The organism is Acinetobacter sichuanensis (genome assembly GCF_003024515.2).
GTDB lineage: Bacteria > Pseudomonadota > Gammaproteobacteria > Pseudomonadales > Moraxellaceae > Acinetobacter > Acinetobacter sichuanensis.
This window is the reverse complement of sequence record NZ_PYIX02000006.1, coordinates 71,477-92,922: the sequence shown is the minus strand read 5'-3', so window position 1 is coordinate 92,922 and position 21,446 is coordinate 71,477. Positions and strand designations below refer to the sequence as shown.

At 37.0% G+C, this 21,446-nt stretch carries 19 protein-coding genes; 10 read left to right on the top strand and 9 right to left on the bottom strand.

Features of this window, described 5'->3' with window-relative positions; genetic code table 11:
* Positions 1 to 319: 319 nt before the first annotated feature.
* The 5 genes from C9E89_RS06010 (at position 320) to C9E89_RS05990 (ending at position 7,084) form a co-directional block, all read left to right on the top strand.
* Positions 320 to 2,077, top strand: a complete 1,758-nt coding sequence (locus C9E89_RS06010) for a sigma-54-dependent Fis family transcriptional regulator (RefSeq protein WP_107007359.1) — start codon at positions 320 to 322, stop codon at positions 2,075 to 2,077.
* 239 nt (positions 2,078 to 2,316) lie between these two features.
* Positions 2,317 to 3,771: a benzaldehyde dehydrogenase gene (locus C9E89_RS06005; protein ID WP_107007358.1), complete on the top strand. Its 1,455-nt coding sequence runs from the start codon at positions 2,317 to 2,319 to the stop codon at positions 3,769 to 3,771.
* A gap of 62 nt (positions 3,772 to 3,833) precedes the next feature.
* Entirely contained in the window at positions 3,834 to 4,193 is a 360-nt protein-coding gene (locus C9E89_RS06000; RefSeq protein WP_228198987.1) for a cupin domain-containing protein, read from the top strand.
* A gap of 463 nt (positions 4,194 to 4,656) precedes the next feature.
* Positions 4,657 to 6,759 (top strand): carbon starvation CstA family protein, encoded by a 2,103-nt coding sequence (locus C9E89_RS05995; RefSeq protein WP_107007357.1) that lies wholly within the window; start codon positions 4,657 to 4,659, stop codon positions 6,757 to 6,759.
* A gap of 22 nt (positions 6,760 to 6,781) precedes the next feature.
* Positions 6,782 to 7,084, top strand: a complete 303-nt coding sequence (locus C9E89_RS05990) for a YbdD/YjiX family protein (RefSeq protein WP_107007356.1) — start codon at positions 6,782 to 6,784, stop codon at positions 7,082 to 7,084.
* 146 nt (positions 7,085 to 7,230) lie between these two features.
* On the opposite strand, the gene C9E89_RS05985 is transcribed toward C9E89_RS05990, so the two are convergent.
* Positions 7,231 to 7,653, bottom strand: a complete 423-nt coding sequence (locus C9E89_RS05985; protein WP_107007355.1) for a hypothetical protein — start codon at positions 7,651 to 7,653, stop codon at positions 7,231 to 7,233.
* 383 nt (positions 7,654 to 8,036) lie between these two features.
* On the opposite strand from C9E89_RS05985, the gene prfA reads away from it, so the two are divergent.
* Together prfA and prmC are read left to right on the top strand one after the other, a co-directional pair.
* Positions 8,037 to 9,125: a peptide chain release factor 1 gene (gene prfA / locus C9E89_RS05980; protein WP_107007354.1), complete on the top strand. Its 1,089-nt coding sequence runs from the start codon at positions 8,037 to 8,039 to the stop codon at positions 9,123 to 9,125.
* Positions 9,125 to 9,943 carry a peptide chain release factor N(5)-glutamine methyltransferase gene (gene prmC, locus C9E89_RS05975; protein ID WP_107007353.1) on the top strand — a complete coding sequence of 273 codons (819 nt, stop codon included), beginning with the start codon at positions 9,125 to 9,127 and terminating at the stop codon, positions 9,941 to 9,943. The genes prfA and prmC overlap by 1 nt, the downstream gene beginning before the upstream one ends.
* A gap of 66 nt (positions 9,944 to 10,009) precedes the next feature.
* Here prmC and C9E89_RS05970 read toward each other — a convergent pair whose 3' ends face one another.
* A complete protein-coding gene (locus tag C9E89_RS05970) occupies positions 10,010 to 10,357 on the bottom strand; it encodes a hypothetical protein (protein ID WP_107007426.1) in 348 nt (115 codons plus the stop codon).
* Positions 10,358 to 10,560: 203 nt separating this feature from the next.
* Positions 10,561 to 11,577 carry an AraC family transcriptional regulator gene (locus C9E89_RS05965; protein WP_213069629.1) on the bottom strand — a complete coding sequence of 339 codons (1,017 nt, stop codon included), beginning with the start codon at positions 11,575 to 11,577 and terminating at the stop codon, positions 10,561 to 10,563.
* A 147-nt stretch (positions 11,578 to 11,724) separates the two neighbouring features.
* On the opposite strand from C9E89_RS05965, the gene C9E89_RS05960 reads away from it, so the two are divergent.
* Positions 11,725 to 12,495, top strand: coding sequence for a 3-hydroxyacyl-CoA dehydrogenase (locus C9E89_RS05960; RefSeq protein WP_107007351.1), 771 nt, complete (start codon positions 11,725 to 11,727; stop codon positions 12,493 to 12,495).
* A gap of 180 nt (positions 12,496 to 12,675) precedes the next feature.
* Positions 12,676 to 13,812, top strand: coding sequence for an acyl-CoA dehydrogenase family protein (locus C9E89_RS05955; protein ID WP_107007350.1), 1,137 nt, complete (start codon positions 12,676 to 12,678; stop codon positions 13,810 to 13,812).
* Between the two features lie 57 nt (positions 13,813 to 13,869).
* Here the strand turns inward: C9E89_RS05955 and C9E89_RS05950 are convergent, their stop codons facing one another.
* Both C9E89_RS05950 and crp read right to left on the bottom strand, forming a co-directional pair.
* Complete coding sequence (locus C9E89_RS05950; protein WP_107007349.1) at positions 13,870 to 14,919, bottom strand: NADP(H)-dependent aldo-keto reductase; 1,050 nt, start codon at positions 14,917 to 14,919, stop codon at positions 13,870 to 13,872.
* Positions 14,920 to 15,069: 150 nt separating this feature from the next.
* On the bottom strand, positions 15,070 to 15,774 hold the full coding sequence (crp, locus tag C9E89_RS05945) for a cAMP-activated global transcriptional regulator CRP (protein ID WP_107007348.1): 705 nt from the start codon (positions 15,772 to 15,774) through the stop codon (positions 15,070 to 15,072).
* A 150-nt stretch (positions 15,775 to 15,924) separates the two neighbouring features.
* Here crp and C9E89_RS05940 point away from each other — a divergent pair, with 150 nt between their 5' ends.
* Positions 15,925 to 16,347, top strand: a complete 423-nt coding sequence (locus C9E89_RS05940; RefSeq protein ID WP_107007347.1) for an OsmC family protein — start codon at positions 15,925 to 15,927, stop codon at positions 16,345 to 16,347.
* A 215-nt stretch (positions 16,348 to 16,562) separates the two neighbouring features.
* On the opposite strand, the gene C9E89_RS05935 is transcribed toward C9E89_RS05940, so the two are convergent.
* The 4 genes from C9E89_RS05935 to C9E89_RS05920 all read right to left on the bottom strand — a co-directional run bounded on the left by C9E89_RS05935 (position 16,563) and on the right by C9E89_RS05920 (position 21,154).
* The gene (locus tag C9E89_RS05935; protein WP_107007346.1) at positions 16,563 to 17,363 is read right to left on the bottom strand and encodes a peptidoglycan DD-metalloendopeptidase family protein; all 801 of its coding nucleotides are present in this window, start codon (positions 17,361 to 17,363) and stop codon (positions 16,563 to 16,565) included.
* A 208-nt stretch (positions 17,364 to 17,571) separates the two neighbouring features.
* Complete coding sequence (locus C9E89_RS05930) at positions 17,572 to 19,512, bottom strand: family 2A encapsulin nanocompartment cargo protein cysteine desulfurase (RefSeq protein ID WP_107007345.1); 1,941 nt, start codon at positions 19,510 to 19,512, stop codon at positions 17,572 to 17,574.
* Positions 19,487 to 20,419 (bottom strand): family 2A encapsulin nanocompartment shell protein, encoded by a 933-nt coding sequence (locus tag C9E89_RS05925; protein WP_107007344.1) that lies wholly within the window; start codon positions 20,417 to 20,419, stop codon positions 19,487 to 19,489. Before C9E89_RS05925 ends, C9E89_RS05930 begins: the two co-directional genes overlap by 26 nt.
* 246 nt (positions 20,420 to 20,665) lie before the next feature.
* On the bottom strand, positions 20,666 to 21,154 hold the full coding sequence (locus C9E89_RS05920) for a rhodanese-like domain-containing protein (protein WP_107007343.1): 489 nt from the start codon (positions 21,152 to 21,154) through the stop codon (positions 20,666 to 20,668).
* Positions 21,155 to 21,446: the final 292 nt, after the last annotated feature.

Here is a 21,446-nt window from a genome sequence, read left to right as displayed (position 1 = left end):
ATATTTTAACTATTTGATTTTTAATCATAATAGACACTTTTATTGTTTTAAAAGTGTCTTGTTTATAGACGAGTGTCCAATAAATAGACACTTTGATCATGATGATATGCTATTTTCAAGTGACATCATTTTTAAAGTATAAAGTTATGATTTTATTGTTGGTTTGTTTTTACTGAGTTGCAAGGTAGAATTTTTATGATTGGCTATTTGCAAGAATAGCGAATATTTTGTTTAAGCTAAAATTGTATTTTTGTTGAAAATTACGGCATAAATATAAAATACTAAAGGCAGTTAGGCTGATATTCTTAAAGGGATTTTTATGAATAATGTAATTGAATTAAGTGCATGGGAAAGTATTAAACATCAATTTTTTGAGTCAGGTATTCGCCCTGATTTAGATCGTCATCACATGCCAATCTTGGATTCATGGCAAAAGTCGAAAGATGCAGGTTTAACCCCTTATAATTCAGCGGTAAAAAATAAAAACTATTCAATCAATGAATTAAATGATGATGATGAACGCTTTGCTCGGATGACTCGACCTTATTTAGAAGATATTTTTAATTTATATAAACAACAAAATATTAGTGTTTTTTTGATCAATAATGCAGGACTGATCGTTCAAGAGTTACATGATGATCGTTTTGATGATTTATATCATTTTTTACAACGTGGGCGATCTGTTGCAGAGGAAAACTTCGGAACGATTGCACCTGTGTGTAGTGTTCATGCCAGTTTACCCATGACTTTAAATGGTCATCAGCACTATTTAACGGAGTTTTCTTCATTTTCATGTGCTTCAGTGCCTATTTTTAATGGTCAAGGCGATGTCTTAGGCGCGCTCGATATTACCTCAAAAACCAAAATGGCAACGGGAAATTGGTTATATCATTTGCTTTATCAGTCTTATAAATTTGAAAATGAGTACATTCGAAAAACAGAAAGCATTACCCATTTTTTATATTTTCAAAATACGCCTGATTTAATTGAAAGTGCTTATTCGGGTCTGATTGGGATGGATCAAGAAGGGCGAATTACGCATATGAATCAAGTGGCGAGTCAATTGATTGGTTGTGATGTAAAAGAAATATTAGGGCAGACCATCACAGAAGTTTTTGAAAATATTGATCATTTGATGCAAAAAACAGATGCAACACATCTATTAAAACGAAATGATCATTCTTTTTGTTATGCCAAAGTGATTCATCAAAAGAAACCAAATAAAACCACAGATCTTAAACTACAAAAATGTATTCGAGCAATTCAAGCCAATATTCCGATTTTGATTACAGGGGAAACAGGGACAGGCAAAGAATATTTAGCCCAACAAATCCATGAAAATTTCAAAAATCTGCCTTTTATTTCAATTAACTGTGGAGCGATTCCAGAAAATTTGCTTGAGGCTGAGTTATTTGGTTATGAAGGTGGTGCATTTACAGGGGCAAAGAGCAAAGGGCAAGTCGGTTTAGTTGAACTTGCAAATGGTGGTTTTTTATTTTTAGATGAATTGGGCGACTTACCGATTCATTTACAAGTCAAAATTTTAAGAGTTTTACAAGACAATACGTTTTATCGTGTCGGTGGACGGACAGCGTTAAAATCGAACTTTAAACTGATTTGTGCGACCAATCGAAATCTAAAAGAGATGGTCGAACAAGGGCTGTTTAGAAGCGATTTATATTATCGGATTCGTGGTTATGAAATCGAACTTAGTCCTTTACGTGACCGTGATGACAAGCTTTTGATTGCCAATGCGATTTTGGCTGATTTAGGACAATATCGTTATTCTGAAAAAGTGAAAGAACAAATTTTAAATTATAAATGGTCAGGAAATATTAGAGAGCTTATCAATGTATTGAAACTTTCGGCAGTTTTTTCTGATGATGAAATGATTACAGAATTGATGTTACAAGACGAAGTTAAATCGACAACGCAGACACTTACAAATATTACCAATTTGGATGATGTGACGCGCGAAACCATTAAGCGTGTTTATCAAGAGGAAAATATGAATGTGTCTAAAGTGGCGAAAAGGCTGAAAATCTCACGTTCAACTGTTTATAAATATTTAAACTAAGATTGTGAAATGGCTACAATAAAAGTGTCGTTTTATTGGACATAGAGATAGATTGATTTGACCTAAATACCGACACTTTTTTAGATTTATTTTTTATCTTTTTGAATTTTAAATATTTTATTTTTGGCATGTTAAATGCTCTATAGAAGAATCAAATTATTTTATAGAGCAATAGCTTGTTAAAGATGATTTGCACATGGTTTTGAATGGATCAATTTATAATTCGAGAGGATAAGCAAATGAGCATGTTGACAGCAGAGATTTGGGAAAATCAGTTTTTTACAGGTCAATGGACAAAAGCAGAACAAACATATCAAGCCACTGAAGTTGCGACTGGAGAAGCTTTAGGTACATTTGGTTATGCTCAACCAAAAGATATTCAAACTTCAGCAGCACAAGCAAAACAAGCTCAAGCAGCATGGTGGGCATTAAGTTATCAGGAGCGTGCTCAAGTTTTTGAAAATGCGGTGCAAATTACTCAAAACCATAAAGCTGAAATCATTGAGTGGTTAGTCAAAGAAAGTGGCTCAATCTTCATGAAAGCGAGTTTTGAAGTTGAATTATGCATTCAGGCATTAAAAAATGCAGCAGCATTACCATCAAGTGAGCAAGGTTCTATTTTACCGTCACAAAATGGCAAATTAAGCCTCGCAAAACGTGTTCCTTTGGGTGTGGTTGGGGTGATTTCACCATTTAATTTTCCACTTTATTTAGCAATTCGAGCAGTGGCACCTGCTTTGGCATTGGGAAATGCTGTTGTGCTCAAACCCGATGAGCGTACTGCGGTGTGTAGTGGTTTTGCGATAGCACGTATTTTTGAATTGGCAGGTTTACCGACTGGCTTATTACATGTGTTACCGGGTGGCGCTGAAGCAGGCGAAGCCTTGGTGAATGACACTAATATTGCCAGTATTCAGTTTACAGGGTCGACTGAAGTTGGACGAATCATTGGTGCAGGTGCGGGCAGAACGCTAAAAAAAGTTTCATTAGAGTTGGGCGGTAAGAACTCATTACTGATTTTAAATGACGCAGATATTGAACTGGCGGCGCAGAATATTGCATGGGGCGTATTCTTACACTCAGGGCAAATTTGTATGACTTCGGGTAAAGTGCTGATTCATGAGTCTATTTTTGAACAAGTCAAGAACCGTTTAATTGAAAAAGTGAAACAGTTCAAAGTTGGCAACCCGATGGATCAACAGGTCAATATCGGACCTTTAATCAATCAAAAACAATGTCAGCGTGTTGAACAACTTGTACAAAATGCCATTGCTGCTGGGGCAAAGTTAGAGGTTGGTGGGGTTGCCAATGGTGTGTTCTTTGAACCAACTGTGTTATCGCAAGTGAATCAAGATAATCCAATTTTCCAACAAGAAATTTTTGGTCCAGTTGCGGTGCTTATTCCATTTGCCTCAGATGAAGAAGCAATTGAACTGGCAAATGCAGGCGATTATGGACTGTCAGCAGGTATTATTACTTCAAATGTGAGTCACGGAATGCAAGTCGCACAGTCACTCAAAGTAGGTTTGTTACATATCAACGATCAAACTGTAAATGATGAAACGCTGAATCCATTTGGTGGTTTTGGTGCTTCGGGTAATGGTACACGTATTGGTGGTCCTGCCAATGCAGATGAATTTACCCAATGGCAATGGATGACAATTCAAGCACAAGCACCGAATTATCCTTTTTAAGCTATTTTATGTTTAGTTGTTTGTCTTGAATAAATAATGAATGGAATAATGTAGCGTTAATTATGGAAAATACTCAAGAAGTCATCACTGTAGACAGTCATCGTATGCCGTGGCAAGAACTGCCAATTCCAGAGTTGGATGCCAGTATTTTGATGAAGCCATTATTTTTAGACAACACATCTGGAATGTCGATTTCTAAATGTTGTTATAAAGCTGGGTTTATGAATAAATCACATACACATCATTGTGCACATGGGATGTATGTGCTTGACGGCATTTTAGTTACTTCTAAAGGTTCATTTGGACCAGGGAATTTTATTTGGTTTCCTGAGGGTGAAGTAATGTTTCATGGCGCACAAGAAGACAATGATGTTACTTTTTTATTTATCACAGATAAAACCTTTGATATTCACTATAAATAAATGACAGCAATTTTATTGTTTAAAATGAAATTGTGAAAAAGGTAAAGATTGATTGATTTGATCTTTACCTTTTTTATTTTATTGAAGATATATTCTCAATATTTTTACCCCATTGATGGTGTGTTATTTACGGTATTTTTCAATAAGAATAAAAAATTTAAAATAGATAAAAAAGAAATAAATTTAAGACCTTTCTAAGACTAAAGTCTTAGATCGGCTGTGAAAAATAAAGAGTAGATTCAAAAGAGTTGGCAAAATTGTCACAATAAAAATAATAATCAAAATATTCTGGTCATCTTTATGTCGTGTTAATTGGTGATATTAACAACACATTTAAATCAAAAGTCTTAGATGAAAACAAAAAAATGAGGAGTAGAGTCACTAAGGAAAGAGACAAAACCGAAATGAATTATGGCAAATAACAACAATGGAACTGCTCGTTTAATCGAAATGTGAGGTATTCATGGAAAATATTGAAAAGAAATCATCGCCCTTATCCAAACTGATTTGGGTGATTGTTGCCATTATTGGTGCGGTATCGTTTGGAATTTTAGCTGTCAGTCGAGGTGAGCATGTCAATGCTGTTTGGCTCGTACTTGCTGCAATTTGTGTATATAGCATTGCTTATCGTTTTTATAGTTTATTTATTGCCAATAAAGTTTTTGAACTCAACCCACGTAGATTAACACCTGCGCATCGTCTTGCAGATGGGTTGGACTATGTACCTACCAATAAGTATGTATTGTTTGGGCATCACTTTGCTGCGATTGCAGGTGCAGGACCTTTAGTTGGTCCTATTTTGGCAGCACAAATGGGATATCTCCCTGGCACGATTTGGTTATTGGTTGGTGTTGTGATTGCAGGTGCAGTACAAGATTTTTTAGTCTTGTTCATTTCAACACGACGAGATGGTCGATCTCTGGGCGAAATGGCAAAACAGGAACTTGGATCTTTTGCGGGTGTCATTGTGATGCTAGGTGCATTAGGTGTCATGATTATTATCTTGGCAGTTTTAGCACTTGTTGTCGTGAAAGCATTAACCAACAGCCCATGGGGTGTATTTAGTATTGCAGCAACAATACCAATTGCACTATTTATGGGAATCTACATGCGTTATCTGCGCCCAGGAAAAATTGCAGAAGTTTCTATCATTGGTTTTGTGTTAATGATGGCTGCCATTATTTTTGGTGGAGATATTGCAGCACATCCATATTGGGGACCATTATTTACTTTGACAGGCACTCAATTGACATGGGCATTGATTATTTATGGATTTATTGCGTCAGTTCTACCTGTCTGGTTGTTATTAGCACCACGTGATTATTTATCTACTTTCTTAAAAATTGGTGTGATTGCAGGTCTTGCTGTCGGTATTATGGTTGCAATGCCAATGCTTAAAATGCCTTCTGTTACGCATTTTGTTGATGGCACGGGTCCTGTATTTTCTGGTTCAATGTTCCCATTTTTATTTATTACTATTGCTTGTGGTGCAATTTCAGGCTTCCATGCGTTGGTTTCTTCAGGAACTACACCGAAACTTGTTGATAACGAAGTCAATATTCGTGTCATTGGCTATGGTGGTATGTTAATGGAGTCTTTTGTTGCCATTATGGCAATGATCTGTGCAACTGTACTTGAGCCAGGCGTATATTTTGCGATTAACGCACCCGCAGCCGTATTGGGTACAACTGTAGAAAGTGCAGCAGAAGCCGTGCGTAATTTAGGCTTTGTTGTGACACCAGAAGCTTTAACTTTACTGGCAAAAGAAGTTGGTGAAAGTACCATTCTGTCACGTACAGGTGGGGCGCCAACTTTTGCTATTGGTATGGCACATATTATTACAGAAATTTTCAATAATCGTTCAATGATGGCATTTTGGTATCACTTTGCGATTTTATTTGAAGCTTTATTTATTTTAACTGCGGTGGATGCGGGTACTCGTGCTTGTCGTTTTATGGTGCAGGATACTGTAGGTATTGTTGTACCTGCTTTAAAAAACTCACATAACTTTGTCGGAAACTTGATTGGTACGGCTGTGGCAGTTGCAGGTTGGGGCTTCTTCGTTTATCAAGGGGTGATTGATCCATTGGGTGGTATTAATAGTCTATGGCCACTATTTGGTATTGGTAACCAGATGTTAGCAGCAATGGCACTGACCTTGGGTACAGTGATTCTATTTAAAATGAAGAAAGAAAAATATGTTTGGGTCACTATTGTTCCAACCGTATTTTTGATCATTACGTGTATGACTGCGGGTTGGCAAAAAATCTTTCATGAAAATCCAAAAATTGGTTTCTTGGCACAGGCAGATCGTTTTTCCGCTGCGATTGCTAAAGGTGAGATTTTAAAACCTGCAAAAACACTTGAAGAGATGCAAACGATTGTATTGTCAAATCAAATTAATGCAGCTTTATGTGCATTCTTTATGATTGTGGCGATTGTGATGATTATTGCTGCGATTGGCGTGATTCGTCGTGCATTGGCAAGTCCTGTTCCAACTGTAAATGAAGCACCTGCTGTATATGCAGAGCCAGAAGATACAGTGGTAACATCAGCCAAACATTAAATCTAAAGAAGAGGTGAGTGAGATGAATTTGAAATTCGCCAAAAGTGGCAAAACGGTGATTTATAAAATCATTAAAATGACTGTGATGTCACAAAAAGATTTAATTTTTAATCCTAAAAATTGGTCAAGAATTGCAACTTTGTGGACACGCCTACAGCAAAGTTTTCGTTTAATGGTGGGTGTTCCAGATTATCAAAACTACTTAGAGCATATGAAGAAGCATCATCCTGATCTAGAGGCAATGGATGAAAAAACCTTTCATCGTTATTGTGTTGATGCACGTTATCCAAGTGCAGGGGGGACATTAAAAAAATGTCCTTGTTAATGGTATAAATCATTTTAAGTCATAAAAAACGGTACTTAAGTGCCGTTTTTTAGTATGTATTCAAACTGAGATATCAGCGATATTTTGATAAAAAGATAGCTGTAATAAAAAAGCACCTAAAAATAGGTGCTTTTGATCATGATCAATTAATGACGGTGTTTACGATATTTTCGGTTATATTTACGATCATCATAATGGCGGTCTTCAGATACTTTTTTACCCAAAACTGAACCACCTGCTGCACCTAACGCTGAACCAATATAACCACCTGTTGACCCACCTACATTTTTACCAACAGAGTAGCCACCAACACCACCTAAGCCACCACCAATTGCAGCAGCAGTACGATCACGTTTGTTTGTTGCTACAGCAGCACCACCTGCGCCACCTAATGCTGAACCAATCATTGCACCTGTATTACCGCCCATTTGTTTACCAATAGCAGTTCCTGCAACACTACCTAAAGCTGAGGTTGCTGCAATACGAGTTGAGTTATCAGCATGGGCACTTACTGTAAAAATTGAAGTAATTGCTAAAGCAGAACTTAATAACATCGCATTTAATTTCATGTCTTGCTCCATGTCCTGATTCGGACAGCTTTCTATATCTCTATTTGATGAGCTAAATGTAACAAAAGGCGTCATCAAAAATATGGAGAAGATTTCCCTTTATTAAGGTGTTTAGTATCTGAATGTATGCTTTCTATTAAAATTGTGCTTTAAAGCAGCAAACTTATGCCAATCATGTAGGTATTGTGAATAACTGATATTGAGTTTAAAAAACTTCAGTCAGGCGTCACACAAAAAATCTAGTGTGAAATCTAAGGAGAAACAGATATAGCGGTGTTATTTAAAAGTCATAATCGTTAAACTAGGCACAATTTTTAAAATGTCTTGCTGTCTTTATTTTAATCTATAAATGATGGTGAGCTTGAGATTGAGATTTTATTTAAATGAAAGAATCGTTACGTTTACGATTAGACCAATTGTGTGATCGACACGAAGAACTAGAAGCACTACTTGCTGATGTAGAAGTGATTTCAGATAACAAGCGCTTTCGTAATTTGTCACGTGAGCACAGTGATTTGAGCGAAATCACCGACGTTTGGAAAAAATATAAGCAAGCTGAAGAAGATATCGTGACTGCTGAAGAAATGTCTTCTGATCCAGATTTTAAAGACATGGCGATTGAAGAAATAAAAGAAAATAAAGCCTTGCTCGAAACTTTAGAAGCTGACCTCAATATTCTGATGATTCCTAAAGATCCCAATGATGCTAACTCTGCATATTTGGAAATCCGTGCAGGAACAGGCGGCGATGAAGCAGCTATTTTCTCAGGTGATTTATTTCGTATGTATTCTAAGTACGCTGAAACACAAAATTGGCGTATCGAAATATTGTCGGAAAATGAAGGTGAACATGGCGGTTATAAAGAGGTCATTTGCCTGATTAATGGTGAAGGCGTTTATGGTCGCTTAAAATTTGAAAGTGGTGCACATCGTGTGCAACGTGTTCCTGCAACAGAATCCCAAGGTCGAGTACATACTTCTGCATGTACAGTCGCAATTTTACCTGAGATTGATGTTGATACCACGGTTGAAATCAATCCATCCGAATTACGTATCGATACTTATCGTGCATCAGGTGCGGGTGGTCAGCATATTAACAAAACCGATTCTGCGGTACGTATTACACACATTCCAACAGGTACAGTGGTGGAATGTCAGGATGAACGTTCACAGCATAAAAATAAAGCCAAAGCGATGGCTTTATTAGTTTCACGTTTGGAAAATGCAAAACGTGCGGCTGCAGATGCTGCAACTTCAGAAATGCGTCGAGACTTGGTCGGTTCTGGTGACCGTTCTGAGCGTATTCGTACTTATAATTACCCACAAGGTCGTATGACCGATCATCGAATTAACCTCACTTTATATAAGTTAGATGCCGTGATGGAAGGTGATTTAACAGAGTTACTTGATAGCTTACATCGTGAATATCAAGCAGATCAGTTGGCTCTTCTTGCTCAGCAGAATGGTGGCTAATGAATATTGCACAAGCGCTTGCCTTACGTGGTGAGCCTGAAAGTTATGAGCGTCAAGAAAATGCTTGGTTGCTTGAACATATTACCAAAATTGATTCTTTTGATTTGGTCATGAAGAAAGAGCAAGAACTGACTGCTGAGCAAGAACAACAATATGTTGAGGGTTTGGCGCGTATCCAAGCAGGTGAGCCTCTAGCCTATGTTACAGGTTCACAGCCATTTTGGACTTTAGACTTAACAGTGACTAAAGATACTTTGGTGCCGCGTCCCGACACAGAAGTTTTGGTGGAAACTGTATTACATCTTGATGTACCTGTAGATGCGCGCATTGTTGACTTAGGAACAGGAACTGGGGCGATTGCTTTATCTTTAGCGAGTGAACGACCTGAGTGGTCTGTAACTGCAACAGATATTTACGAACCAACTTTAGAGGTTGCATTATCAAATGCGAAAAAACATGATTTAAATCATGTGAAATTTTATTTAGGTAATTGGTTTGAAGCGCTTAATCGTCAATATTTTGATGTGATTGTATCTAATCCGCCATACATTGATGTTAAAGATGTACATATGCGTGATTTAGCATCAGAACCTGAGCGTGCTTTGGTGGCAGCGAACCAAGGCTTAGCAGATATAGAACTCATCATTAAACAGGGCAAAAATTGGTTAACCCATCAAGGCTGGATTGCTTTAGAACATGGCTATGATCAAGCTGAGGCTGTACAAGGAATTTTCCAAAAATATGGATTTAAAGAAATCCGTACAGTCAAAGACTATGGTGGAAATGACCGTGTCACTTTAGCGCAGTGGCAAAATTAATCATGCTTAATTAAAATGTTAAAAAGGTTGCTTTAAAGCAACCTTTTTAATGCATCAAATTTCATTTTACATAGGAAAATCTTTTAAAGACTCAGCGACTTCAAGTTGAGTAAGTATATTTGTTTCTAAAGCTAAGCATAATGCAACAATTTTTGCTGTATCTGCTAAATGCTCTTTTTGCAAAGCCAGTCCATCTTGGATGGCTTGAAGATTTTCTTTTTGAATATCTAAGGCTTGTGCAAAGTTGGGTGTATCTTGATCAGCAACAAAAGACGAAATTGCCTGATGAAAATCTTGTTGTGGGGCATTTAATATGCCATCAATTAACTCATCAAGATGTTCTGTTTGGGCAGATAAAGAGTGAACAAATTTTTGTACCAGTGAATGCTCAAGCACGTCTGACATTTTATTCATGGAAGAACCTGTAACAATAAAAGCAATTTTGGAAGATAAAATAGCTAAAATGATATAGCTGAATTTGGTTGAAAAGTAACCCAATATTGTATTTTTAGCAAACAGATTCAGACGAATGAACAGCGCAAATTTATGCAAAATGACGCTATTTTTTACTCTAAATGCAAAGTGATTTTTTACACTATTGTTACTCGTTCATAGACTTATGATTGTTCACGATAAGAACCTGGACTGACTCCCGTCCATTTTTTAAAGGCACGATGAAAAGCACTTGGGTCTTGAAAATATAATTCATCACTAATTTCTTGTAAGGTTTTTTGGCTGGTGCTCAGTAGTTCAATTGCAGTATCTCGACGGATTTCATTTTTTAATTGTTGATAGCTCGTTCCCTCACTTTTTAAACGACGTTGGATTGTGGCTTCAGACATGTTGAGCTGTTGGGCTAAAATATTGAGTTCTAACCATTTTTCAGGTGACTGTTGCATGAGAGATTTACGAATAATCGAACTGAGTGCATAAGGGTTTTTAAAACGTACCAATAAGTTTTCGGGTGTCTGACGGATAAATTTATACCAAGATTGTTGATCTTGTTTGATGGGAATTTTTAAATAATTAGCATCAAATTGTAGATAGTTTTCATTACTATCATATTGAATATTTTCACAAAATCTAACCTTATAATCATGATCATCAAGAGGTGCTGCACATTTTAGTTGAATTTTATTGATGATTAAACGTTGACCACTGAGCCAGCAAATTAAACCATGAATTAACATGAAATAAGTGGCATAAGCAAACATATTTTTAGTACTTTTACGCTCATAAATCACAATATAAGCATAATTTTCTTCAATAAATAATGTACTTTGAAAGTCATCAAGGATTGCATTTAAAAACTGTAACATTTGATTGAGTGCAACTTTGACTGTTTCAGCTTGCATCAGCATTTTAGATAATAATTGAAAACTACCTCTTCGCATTCCATGACTGTCCATGCCAAAAAATTCATCATTCATCTGATTGGCAATTTCTGTCCAAAGTTGAGCAAAAGCACTGACTGAGACACGACTTTTAGGAGAATGTAGCATTTCTATTGAAATACCTGCGTTATGAAGTAGCTGGGTTAAATTTAGCTCTTTTTGTTGTGCAGTTGCTAAGGCTTCATGTACCAATGCGATAGAAATTGTTCCTTTGCTATACTGAGGCGGTTGATTATTCATGAGCAATTCCATTATTTTGTAGCACGAAACAATTGTCCAAATACATCAGCAAAGATGCACGTTTTGGAAATTGTACTCAAGCTTAACTATGTTTACTCTGCTGCTTAAGTCGAGTGCATATATTCAAAAAATGAATAGGAAAATAATATGAAAATCGAAGGAAAAGTGTTTGTTGTGACTGGTGGTGCATCAGGTTTAGGTGCAGCAACAGCAAAATTTTTAGTTGAGCGTCAAGCAAAAGTCATTATTGTGGATATGAATAGTGAGCTAGGTCAAGAAACCCAAAAACAATTGGGTGAAAATGCTAAATTTGTCCAACTTGATGTGACAGATGAGACCACAGTTGAACAGTTTTTTAATGATGTTGAACAAGAATATGGACAGCTTAATGGCTTAGTGAATTGTGCTGGTATTGGTCCTTCGGCAAAAGTTTTAGGTAAAAAAGGCATTCATGCATTAACTGATTTTCAACGTGTATTAAATATCAATGTGTCAGGCACATTTAACATGCTTCGCTTTGCAGCAAATTTAATTGCAAAATATGAGTTACAAGCAGGTGAGGAAGACCGCGGGGTGATTATCAATACCGCTTCTGTGGCTGCTTTTGATGGTCAAATTGGTCAAACTGCGTATTCAGCATCAAAAGGTGCAGTTGTGGCGATGACTTTACCTTTAGCACGTGAACTAGCACAGCATGCGATCCGTGTGATGACGATTGCACCAGGCATTATGGAAACACCAATGTTAAAAGCGCTACCACAAAATGTCCAAGATGCTTTAGGGCAAATGGTGCCATTTCCGCCACGCTTAGCAAAACCAGAAGAGTTTGCTTCATTGGTTGGGCAAATTTGTGAAAATAGTTATTTAAATGGTGAAACTATTCGTCTTGATGGTGCAATTCGTATGCAACCTAAGTAGTGCATTAAAATAAGATTTTTCTAAATTTAATCATCTATTTTTATTCATATACTTCTTTGGGTTCAATGAAGAAGTATATGAATTTCTCACTAAAAATTTAATTTACCTTTGATTCTCTTGGTTTTTTATAGACCAAGTCGGTCAGTTTTTGCCTAAAAAGTATATAGAAAGGATGCTGTGATGATTTTAAACGAAGAACAAAAAATGATTCAGGACATGATGCGTGATTATTCACAAAGCAAATTAAAACCCACAGCAGCAGAACGTGATCAAACCTCTCATTTTCCTATACAAGAGCTCAAAGAATTAGGCGCATTAGGTGCATTGGGAATGACTGTAGCGGAACAATATGGTGGTGCAGGTTTAGATTATATTTCTTTGGTTTTAGCACTTGAGGAAATTGCCGCAGGGGATGGTGCTATTTCAACTATTGTTAGTGTACAAAACTCATTACCATGCGGTATTACACAGCGTTATGGCACAGAAGAACAAAAACAGAAATATTTAACCAAACTCGCAACAGGGGAATGGCTTGGCTGTTTTTGTTTGACTGAACCGCAAGCAGGCTCAGATGCAGGGGCTTTACAATGTAAAGCTGTGCGTGATGGAGATGAATGGATAATCAACGGAACAAAGCAATTCATTACCACAGGACAACATGCACAGCTCGCAATCGTTTTTGCAGTCACAGATAAAGATGCAGGCAAACGCGGTATTTCATGCTTCCTCGTACCGACAGACACACAAGGTTATATTGTGTCTCGTATTGAAAATAAAATGGGACAACATTGCTCTGATACTGCCACTATTGTTTTTGAAAATTGTCGCATTCCTGCTGAAAATTTATTAGGCAAAGAAGGCGAAGGTTATAAAATCGCATTATCAAACTTAGAATCTGGTCGAATTGGCATTGCATCACAGTGTGTCGGTATGGCACGTGCAGCTTTAGATGCCGCAGTCGAATATGCAAATGAGCGTAAAGCTTTTGGAGTTGAATTAATGCAACATCAGGCAGTTGCTTTTCGTTTAGCGGATATGGCTACACAGATTGAAGCGGCACGACAGTTGATTTTGCATGCTGCGAGTTTAAAAGATGCAAATTTACCCTGTTTAAAAGAAGCGTCTATGGCAAAACTTTTTGCTTCAGAAATAGCAGAAAAAGTTTGCTCTGATGCCATTCAAATTCATGGTGGTTATGGTTATGTATCCGATTTTCCAGTAGAACGTATTTATCGAGATGTTCGAGTCAGCCAAATTTATGAAGGTGCTTCAGATATTCAACGTTTGGTTATTGCTCGTGAAGTGACCTGTATTTGATCCCTCATTTTAGAGAGTGCCCCAAATCCAATGATTAGGGGCAATGTTGTCTTTCAGTTAAGGCGCAGGATTAGGTTGTTGACGGTGAATATCTTCAATACCTTGTAAAATTTCATCAGATAAAATCAGATCAAAAGCTGCAATATTTTCTTTCAGTTGGTTTAAGTTTGTTGCTCCAATAATGGTACTGGTCACAAAAAATTGTTGCTTAATAAAAGCCAATGCTAATTGTGTCAGACTTAAACCATGCTTTTCAGCAAGCAATGCATATTGCTCAATTGCCCATTCACTTTCAGGGTTACTATAACGGCTAAAGCGACTAAATAAAGTAATACGGGTATCAGCAGGACGGGCACCATGACGGAACTTACCTGTTAGATATCCAAAAGCCAAAGGTGAATAAGCCAATAAGCCAATATTTTCATGCTGTGCAATTTCCGACATACCAACTTCATAAGTACGGTTGAGCAAGCTATACGGATTTTGCACACTGACAATCTTTTCCAAACCTAATTTTTCAGCTAAATGTAAAAATTTTAAGGTTCCCCAAGGGGTTTCGTTTGACAAGCCAATATGACGAATACGACCTTTTTGGACTTCTTTACTGAGTGCTTCTAATGTTTGCTCTAAAGGCGTAATGTCAATATTTTGTTGTGCTTGTTTATTGCCATAACCTAATGTGCCAAAGAAATTCGTCGCACGTTGTGGCCAATGTAACTGATATAAGTCAATATAATCTGTCTGTAAACGCTTTAAAGAGCCATCTATAGCTGATGCAATTTCACTTTCAATAAACTTCGTATGCCCATCTCGGATATGGCTGCCACCTTGTTGTGGACCTGCAATTTTTGAAGCAATAAATAGCTTATCGCGTTGTCCATTTTGTGCAATCCATTGTCCAATAATTTCTTCAGTTGCACCTTGTGTTTCAGGTTTGGGCGGTACAGGATACATTTCTGCGGTGTCCCAAAAATACAAACCTTGATCTAAAGCATAAGCGAGCTGCTCAAAAGCTTCAGCTTGGGTATTTTGTTCACCAAAGGTCATGGTACCTAAACAAATTTCAGGAACTTCAATACCTGATTGACCTAGTGGATTATATTTCATTGAGATGATCCTTAAGTATTATCGTTAAAGTATGAGTGTTACATTTCTATCTTGAATCAATTATTTTTATAGCTCAACGGAGAGTCACAAGAGTTACACATAAAAAAGCAAATCCGAAGATTTGCTTTTAAAATGAAAAATATAAATTAATTATTCATCATCATGTTCATCTTCATTATATGAAGATTCTTCTAAAGATACATCAAAAATCAGAATGGCTTTACCATCTGTTTCAATCATGCCTTGTTCTTCAAGTGTTTTTAGAACACGACCGACCATTTCACGTGAGCAACCCACAATACGACCAATTTCTTGACGTGTAATGCGGATCTGACGACCATTTGGTAAAATCATGGCTTCAGGCTGCGCTGAAAGATCAATTAAACAACGTGCAATACGACCAGAAACATCAATAAATGCCAGATCTGTTACTTTGCGCGTGGTATTTTTTAAACGTCTGACCAATTGTGCAAACACAGCATAACTTAAGTCAGGATATTGTTTGCTGATTTCATGGAAATTCTCATATGAGATTTCAGCAATTTCACAAACATCACGAGTTCTTACTTCAGCAGTACGTTGAGGATTTTGTTCAAATAACCCCATTTCCCCGAAGAAATCTCCTGGATTAAGGTAAGCAACTACAATTTCACGGTCATCGTCTTCACGTAAAATGATTGATACCGATCCCTTTAAAATTAAATACAGTGATTTTGACTCTGAACCCGCATCAACAATAGTCGTACGTTTCGGAAAACGATTGATGTGAGCACGCTTGAGTAATGCTTTGACAGATTCTGGCAGTTGCCCAGGAGACAAAGCATCTGTACTAAGTTGTGCTAAATTAGAAGACATGCTAAAAAATTCCAAATTGGATAATAACTAGATCATAAATCTAAATTGAACTCGTCACATAGAAGCGTAAGAGATGAAATTCCTTATCAACTCATTTTATGCTAGTGTACAGGTACACTGTAAATTTATAGCTTTTTTTAGGTAGTTGCAATGCAAACTAGCGTACATTGGTTAGAGAATGTTGCTTTTGAAGCAAAATCGGAAAGTGGACATCAGGTTGTTATGGATGGTTCTGCTGAATATGGCGGAGAAAACCGTGGACCACGTCCCATGGAACTGATATTAATGGGACTTGGTGGCTGTGCTTCTTTTGATATTGTGACTATATTAAAAAAATCTCGCCAAGATGTGACAGGTGTTGTATGTCAGCTCAAGGCTGATCGTGCAGATACAATCCCAGCAGTTTTTACTAAAATTCATTTACATTTTGTGGTGACTGGACGTGATGTAAAGGAAAAACAAGTAGCTAAAGCAGTTGAACTTTCTGCTGAAAAGTACTGTTCTGCAAGTAAAATGCTGTCAGATGGTGGTGTTGTGATCAGCCATGATTTTGAAATTATTGCAGCAGAATAAAATACAATAAAAAAAAAGCCAAAAACATTTTGGCTTTTTTTTGTTCGAAATTGATAGATTTTCAGTTTAATTCCGAGTGTATACATCAACATTTAATCTTAAAAAATTGATGAAAATCACTAAATTTATTTAAATTGAAAAAATATCAATTAAAATTATTACAAAATGTGTCTGATCTTCAGTTTTCCCTTAAATATGCGCAAATAGCTTAAGTTTTATTGATTTAAAAATAATTGCGGATCAACTCGAGCGTTATTCAAACTCATTCCCCAGTGTAAATGTGGACCTGTTACACGACCTGTTTTACCAACTAAGCCTAAAACCTCGCCTTGCGTTAATTTCTGTCCTTTTACAACATTAATTTTACTTAAGTGGCAAAACATACTGATCAAGCCTTGCCCATGATCAACTAAAACAGTTTGACCATTAAAGAAATAGTCACCAACCCCGACGACAACACCAGATGCTGGAGCAACCACTTTCTGTCCTACAGGTGCAGGAATGTCTAAGCCTGAATGTGGTGCGCGTTCTTCACCATTAAAGAAACGTTTGCGCCCAAAAGAGTTACTAAATTTTCCAGCAGTTGGACGTATAAAGTTTGGAAAATCAGAAAATTGTGCAGGGCTGAATGAGGTATAAATGTCATTTTGTTCTTTGGCTTCTATCGCATAACGGTCAAGTTGTTCTTGCTGCGGATTGACATAATCTTGATTTTTAACATTCAAGCGTTGTTCTGCATATTTATAAGGCTTCACTTCAATTTGAATGGGTTGAGCATTGGTTTGTAGTTCTAATGAGCCTACAGGGGTAGAAAGTGGTATACCAAAAATTGCATAACGTTGAGTATTGGGTTGCGTGATTAAAATCGGTTGATCTTTATATTTTACTTCAGAAATATTTTGTGAAAGTGGGATCACCGCGATGCCACCTGCACGGCGCGAGTCTTGTGGTAGAGCAAAAATTTGCGTGCTTGTTAGTAATCCACAAAGAATTAAGATTTTTTTGATTGAAAACATAAGCTTTTAAAATGTGATAAATTTTTATCAAGTGTAACTTTTGAAAGTGTAAACTCAAGCGTTTGATTGTTAATATGAAATAGCCTAAGTGTGTTTTAGTGACTAGGAAAGTTGTGACAAAAGCGTTGTTATAAAAGATTTTATAAAAAAGAAATGACAAAATCACATGCCTAATGAATTAAGCATGTGATGATGATTGGATAAAAAATTAAGATTTATATGGTTTTGCTCGTCTAAGTTGATGCAAGACTGAAACCAATAAATCAATTTCCTCAGTGGTGTTATAAAACGCTAGAGAAGGACGTACCGTACGTTCTACACCAAAACGGCGCAAGATTGGCTGCGCACAGTGATGCCCTGTACGAACTGCTATTCCGTATTGATTTAAAACTTTACCCACTTCTTCAGTTTCATAACCTGCTAAGGTAAATGACATGACACTGGCTTTGTTCAAAGCTGTACCAATTAATCTTAAACCTGAAACGCTTTGTAGCGCATGTTGACCATATTCAAGCAAGTCATGTTCATAACGTGCAATATTATGGATACCAATGCTTTCTACATATTCAAGTGCTGCACCCAGACCAACTGCGTCTGCAATATTTCCAGTTCCTGCCTCAAACTTATTCGGTGCAGGTTGGTAGATTACATTTTCAAAAGTCACATCTTGAATCATATTACCGCCACCTTCCCAAACAGGCATAGTGTCAAGTAATTCAGATTTGGCATAAACAGCACCAATACCTGTAGGACCAAAGACTTTATGTCCAGAGAACACAAAGAAGTCAGCATCTAAAGCAGTCACATTGGTTGGCATATGCGAAACAGATTGCGCACCATCAATCAAGACACGGACACCTGCCGCATGTGCAAGTGCAATGATTTCTTGAGTCGGTGTTACGGTACCCAAAGCATTAGAAACTTGTGTAATTGCCACCAGTTTGGTTCTTGGATTGAGTAATTTCACAAACTCATCAATGCGAATTTGACCTGTATCATCTACTGGGATAACGCGAAGTTTAGCGCCTGTTTCTTTGGTCAACTGAAACCATGGCACGATATTGGCATGATGTTCAAGATTTGAAACGATGATTTCATCTCCAGCACCAATATTTTGTTTGCCCCATGATTTTGCAATTAAGTTAATGCCTTCTGTTGTCCCTCGAACAAACACAATATTTTGTGCAGAAGGAGAGCCAATAAAACGGGCAACAACATCACGTGCATGTTCATAAGCATCACTTGCACGTGCAGCTAACTCATGTGCAGCACGGTGAATGTTCGAGTTTTCATGTTGATAAAAATATGAAATACGATCAATCACAGCTTGTGGTTTATGTGTTGTTGCAGCATTGTCTAGCCAGATCAACTGTTTGCCATTTACACGTTCTTGTAAGATTGGAAAATCACGTCGGATTTGCAAAATATCAATGGGTTGATAATTTTGTGTTGTCGTTGGGATTTGTAAATCTTGATCACGTTTAAATTGAGATTGATCTAACTGAGGCGTTGCTGTGAAGTAATAGCCCGATTCAGTTGTTACAGGTTTATCATTACGATCTTTGAGTAAACCTTGAAGTTGATGGTCATCAACAACATGATAATCATCAAAAGCAAAAGGGTTACGCAAAACATCACCAGACTGACTCGTTTGTAATGAATCAGGTTTTGGAATGTCTAAAAAGTAATAAGCTGATTGTCCTGATACATCGTTTGCAAGCGTGGGTGATGCTTGCGGTACTTCACTTGCGCCTGAAGGTAAATGAATACGATTAAATAATGCTGAAGGATCAGGATTATGCGCGCCACCAATCACAGGTGATGAAGACAAAATACGACGTTCAGGATGATCTGCAGTTGGATCAGCCAAGCGTTGAGTAGAATTAGGGTTAAGGCTACTTTGTTGCACTACAGCAGGAATGCGTCCACTCAAAGCCGCAATAGGATCCTTTGGTTGTGGTGGGTGGCTGATACTTGGTGCTGCATGCTCAGGTAAATCTAAGTTTAAACCATGTGCGTTTTGCTTTGGCAAAGCAGAGAAAAACTCTGCTGCCAATTGTGCAATAACCGATTCACTAATCGGTGCATCTGCGGTTGCAGATGCAGCATCAGTAGAAGGTAAATTACTTGTAAGTTGTTGGATAGTCATGGTATTTATCAACCTCCACATCTTCAAGTACAGCCAAAGCATCTTCTGTTAATACAGCTAAAGAGCAATATAGAGAAATGAGATAAGAGGCAATAGCATTACGATTGATGCCCATAAAACGCACAGATAAGCCAGGCGCTTGTTCACCTGCTAGACCTGGTTGGAATAGACCAACTACACCTTGACGTTTTTCACCTACACGCAGCAAGATGATTTTAGTTTTACCATCTTCTACAGGAATTTTATTTGAAGGGATCAGTGGAATACCACGCCAAGTGATGAATTGAGAACCAAAAAGACTTACAGTTGGAGGTGGAACACCACGACGCGTACATTCACGACCAAAAGCAGCAATTGCATCTGGGTGCGCTAAGAAAAAGCCAGGTTCTTTCCATACTTTACGTAGTAGATCATCCAAGTCATCTGGTGTAGGCGCACCTGTGAGTGTTGAAATACGTTGTCCATCGGCAACACTTGCTAATAAGCCATACTCAGGATTATTGATCAGTTCACTTTCTTGACGTTCTTTGATGGTTTCAATAGTTAAACGTAGTTGTTCTTTAATTTGATCATGTGGGCTGCTATATAAGTCAGAAACACGAGTATGAATATCTAAAACAGTTGAAACACCATTTAAAAAATATTCACGTGGATTAACTTCATAGTCTACAAAAGTTTGTGGCAAGGTTGCTTCATCACGTTGTGTACATGCCACTTGAATATCATCGGTATTACTAACTTTATTTACTCGGTAAATACCAGCTTCTACAGGTGTCCATTGTAATAGATGTGTCAACCATCGCGGCGTAATTGTTGATAGTTGTGGGACAGTTTTTGTTGCATTGGCAAGTTGACGAGCTGCTAGGTCATTTAATGCTTGGCGTGGTGTATCTTGGTTTTTAGCCATGGTAAATCCTGATGTATTTGTAAATGTGTTTGTTTTTTAATAAGTATGAATATGTTAGATAAAATGTCCCTGTGTTCTCCTTTGTATCAGTTTTAATTTGAATCAATCTTTTATTTTTTTCATTTTAAAGCTGTCATGCTGAATGAATAATCTAGTAGATTTACTTCACAAAATCTTCTAATTTTTTATGATTAAAAAATGAACTTTTGTGAAGTAAAATGCTAAGCTTATTCCAAAAAGTGCAAATTATTCTTGTCTCCAAGGTAGGTCATGAAAACGCCAACCATTGAAAGCACCACGATGATTATTTTCATCAAGATCGCCTTCAAAACCTTGTTCAATATTGTAAATATTTTCAAATCCTGCATTAAAAGCGACATTTGCAGCAGCAGCTGAGCGCTTTCCACTACGGCAAAGTAGCAGAATAATTTTATCCTTCCCGACTTTATTTTCGAGTTCTTTGGCAAAACGTGGATTACGATTTAATGCTGTACCTGTTGCCCAAGGAATGTGTATGGTGTCCTCAACATAACCTACAAATTTGCGTTCTTCATTTGTACGAACATCAACAATAACAGCAAGATCTGATTGAAATAATGCCCAAGCTTCGTGTGGTAAAACAGTGCCAGTAAACTCTAGATAATGATCTTCTGCGCGCTGTTTAGCTTCAGTCAAAATTTGTTTGACTTTTTGTTCATCTAATTGGATGGTATTAATTTGAGTTGCGCTAGTCATGGTTCACCTTGATCAAATTCTTAAAATGTTATTTCAGAATTTATTGAAAATATTTAGGCTCAATATAATGCTTTTTTATATTCTTAAAATGAATAAAAAATGGATTGTATATTCTTTTTTTAGAAAAGTGATTTTTAAAATTTAGCTTCATTTATATACAAATCTGCTATAGATATACGAATAATTATTATATAAAAACAGATGATTAAAATACCATTTACATAGAAGAACTGAACAATCGAGTGAAACACATTTTATTATTAAAACAATAATGAAATTAGCAAAGACATAG

What these genes read in the sequence shown, in the direction of transcription:
- C9E89_RS05950 (WP_107007349.1), bottom strand. Translation starts at nt 14,919, where the DNA reads ATGAAATATAATCCACTAGGTCAATCAGGTATTGAAGTTCCTGAAATT.
- C9E89_RS05935 (WP_107007346.1), bottom strand. Translation starts at nt 17,363, where the DNA reads ATGTTTTCAATCAAAAAAATCTTAATTCTTTGTGGATTACTAACAAGC.
- C9E89_RS05920 (WP_107007343.1), bottom strand. Translation starts at nt 21,154, where the DNA reads ATGACTAGCGCAACTCAAATTAATACCATCCAATTAGATGAACAAAAA.
- C9E89_RS05940 (WP_107007347.1), top strand. Translation starts at nt 15,925, where the DNA reads ATGCAAACTAGCGTACATTGGTTAGAGAATGTTGCTTTTGAAGCAAAA.
- prmC (WP_107007353.1), top strand. Translation starts at nt 9,125, where the DNA reads ATGAATATTGCACAAGCGCTTGCCTTACGTGGTGAGCCTGAAAGTTAT.
- C9E89_RS05985 (WP_107007355.1), bottom strand. Translation starts at nt 7,653, where the DNA reads ATGAAATTAAATGCGATGTTATTAAGTTCTGCTTTAGCAATTACTTCA.
- C9E89_RS06000 (WP_228198987.1), top strand. Translation starts at nt 3,834, where the DNA reads ATGGAAAATACTCAAGAAGTCATCACTGTAGACAGTCATCGTATGCCG.
- C9E89_RS05990 (WP_107007356.1), top strand. Translation starts at nt 6,782, where the DNA reads ATGAATTTGAAATTCGCCAAAAGTGGCAAAACGGTGATTTATAAAATC.
- C9E89_RS05925 (WP_107007344.1), bottom strand. Translation starts at nt 20,419, where the DNA reads ATGGCTAAAAACCAAGATACACCACGCCAAGCATTAAATGACCTAGCA.
- C9E89_RS05955 (WP_107007350.1), top strand. Translation starts at nt 12,676, where the DNA reads ATGATTTTAAACGAAGAACAAAAAATGATTCAGGACATGATGCGTGAT.
- C9E89_RS05960 (WP_107007351.1), top strand. Translation starts at nt 11,725, where the DNA reads ATGAAAATCGAAGGAAAAGTGTTTGTTGTGACTGGTGGTGCATCAGGT.
- C9E89_RS06005 (WP_107007358.1), top strand. Translation starts at nt 2,317, where the DNA reads ATGAGCATGTTGACAGCAGAGATTTGGGAAAATCAGTTTTTTACAGGT.
- C9E89_RS05965 (WP_213069629.1), bottom strand. Translation starts at nt 11,577, where the DNA reads ATGAATAATCAACCGCCTCAGTATAGCAAAGGAACAATTTCTATCGCA.
- C9E89_RS05930 (WP_107007345.1), bottom strand. Translation starts at nt 19,512, where the DNA reads ATGACTATCCAACAACTTACAAGTAATTTACCTTCTACTGATGCTGCA.
- C9E89_RS05995 (WP_107007357.1), top strand. Translation starts at nt 4,657, where the DNA reads ATGGAAAATATTGAAAAGAAATCATCGCCCTTATCCAAACTGATTTGG.
- prfA (WP_107007354.1), top strand. Translation starts at nt 8,037, where the DNA reads ATGAAAGAATCGTTACGTTTACGATTAGACCAATTGTGTGATCGACAC.
- C9E89_RS05970 (WP_107007426.1), bottom strand. Translation starts at nt 10,357, where the DNA reads ATGAATAAAATGTCAGACGTGCTTGAGCATTCACTGGTACAAAAATTT.
- C9E89_RS06010 (WP_107007359.1), top strand. Translation starts at nt 320, where the DNA reads ATGAATAATGTAATTGAATTAAGTGCATGGGAAAGTATTAAACATCAA.
- crp (WP_107007348.1), bottom strand. Translation starts at nt 15,774, where the DNA reads ATGTCTTCTAATTTAGCACAACTTAGTACAGATGCTTTGTCTCCTGGG.